Origin of the sequence: Methanobrevibacter sp., from assembly GCF_045644645.1 — an archaeon.
Classification (GTDB): domain Archaea; phylum Methanobacteriota; class Methanobacteria; order Methanobacteriales; family Methanobacteriaceae; genus Methanocatella.
Genome location: NZ_JAZRHE010000092.1, coordinates 1 through 2,060, shown reverse-complemented (window position 1 = coordinate 2,060; position 2,060 = coordinate 1). Strand labels below are relative to the sequence as shown.

Annotated in this window: 3 protein-coding genes; all 3 read left to right on the top strand. The window is 33.3% G+C overall.

The genetic code is table 11. The features are described 5' to 3' along the window. Window positions 1-84 precede the first annotated feature (84 nt). The gene (locus ACKI4K_RS05350; protein WP_407423012.1) at window positions 85-384 is read left to right on the top strand and encodes a 50S ribosomal protein L30e; all 300 of its coding nucleotides are present in this window, start codon (window positions 85-87) and stop codon (window positions 382-384) included. A 6-nt stretch (window positions 385-390) separates the two neighbouring features. After that, on the top strand, window positions 391-822 hold the full coding sequence (locus tag ACKI4K_RS05345) for a NusA-like transcription termination signal-binding factor (protein WP_407423010.1): 432 nt from the start codon (window positions 391-393) through the stop codon (window positions 820-822). Window positions 823-986: 164 nt separating this feature from the next. Continuing rightward, window positions 987-2,060 (top strand): acyltransferase (locus ACKI4K_RS05340; RefSeq protein ID WP_407423008.1); only part of this gene is annotated, 1,074 nt, incomplete at its 3' end.

The following is a 2,060-nucleotide window of genomic DNA, read 5'->3' as shown; positions in this document are numbered from 1 at the left end:
AAATATTATTATTGGACAACCAATACCTCTTGGTACCGGTTCTGTCGGTGTCAAAATGGATTATAAAAATGAATAGGAGGCTAGATGATGGACGTAGATAGAGGAATCAGGGTAGCTGTAGACACAGGGGATGTGACTTTAGGCTCTGAAAAATCAATTCAATCTTTAAAATTAGGAAAAGGACAACTTGCAGTTGTTGCCCGTAACGCTCCTAAAGAAATTCTTGAAGATGTTGAATATTATGCAAATCTTTCCGAAATTCCATTTATTGTATATGATGGAACTAGTGTGGATTTGGGTTCTGTTTGTGGTAAACCTTTTACTGTTGCTACATTAATCGTTAACGATCCAGGAGATTCTACAATATTAGACGATTTGAGGTAGATTTAAGTGTCTATTAAATTTAGTGCAAATGAGATTAGATACATAGCTCTTTTCGAAAATATGACTGGAGCAATGGTTAAAGATTGCATTATCGATGATGAACATGGAAAAGTCACTTTTGTCGTAAAGAATGGTGACATGGGACTGGCCATCGGTAAAGGTGGAAGTTCTGTATCTAAAGTTCAAAGAGCAGTAGATAAAGGTGTTGAGATTATCGAATTGGACGATGATCCGATACAGTTCATTAAAAATCTTTTATCCCCTGCTAAAGTAAAATCTGTTAAAGTAAGTCAAAAGCAGTCAGGCGAAAGAATTGCTACTGTCACAGCAGACAATACCAATAAACGTATTGCTATCGGTAAAAACGGAATTAACATTGAAAGAGCTAAATTATTGGCGAATAGACAACATAATATCGACAATATAATTTTAAAATAGCTTTCGAGCTATTTTAATTATTTTTCTTATTTTTTCAACTCTTTTTCTCAGATATTTATAACGTAATATCTTTTCATAGAATGTTTTAAATACTTTATTAAATCTATATAATTTTAAAGAATTTTTAATTCAAACAATTAAATTGTATATTTGAGTTTTTATTCATGCAATCAAATACCAAATCCAAAAGAATTTTCTATTTTGATGCGCTTAGGGCATTGGCTATTATTATGGTAATAATATTTCATATTAGCGTAAGAGCGGATTCGGTAAACACTGTTGCATATAATGTCATTCCATCTTACAGCTGGCTGGTTCATGATTTTATGAGGACCTGTTGTAGGTGTGGTGTTGATATCTTTTTAATGTTGTCCGGTGCATTGTCACTGGGGCGTGACTGGTCAATCAGATCATTTTTGGGTAAAAGAATTCCAAGAATTGTTTATCCGTTTTTGTTTTGGGGGATTCTTTTAGCAGCAATCATTTTCGTCGCGATTTATTATTTTCCGGTTTTGGACTGGCCCCATGATTTTTCATTCGATTTATATGGATTTTTTTACTTTTTAGGCAATTCCCTTATAGGTCAGAATCATTGGTTCGGACACTACTGGTTCTTTTGGATGATATTGGGCACTTATCTGATAATGCCCATATTCAACAATTGGATTAGGGCCTCTCCAATGGACCATGTTGAATATTTCCTGGTCATATGGGCGATAACTTGCCTTTATGATAAAACATTATTCTGGAATTTGCCTATTAAACTGTCATATTTCATGGGTCCGATCGGCATGGTTGTTTTGGGTTATTATTTGAGACACACTAAAAGAAAAGTTTTCAACAATGTTTATTATTCATTCGCATTCCTGATTGCAGGCGTATTTTTATTGATGTTTATCTCTTATTTGCTGTCCGGTGATTCAGATCCGTTTTATACCTTTGACCGTTATTCAATATTTTTGGTAATCGAGGTAATTGGAATTTTCACTTTATATAAAAATTTCAGTCAGCTTAATCTAAATCTTAATTTCATTAAAAACCCTGATGGTATTTTCAGAAGGTCCATACTTTCCATTGCAAAGTACAGTTATGGAATTTACCTCTGTCATCAGTTTTTCATGAATATATTTCTAGTGATGTTTGGTGCAATATCCGATTTTAAATTATTGGCCTTTTTATTATTCGTTTTCACTTTAGCATCTTCATGGCTGACAATGGATATTTTAAATAGGGTTCCT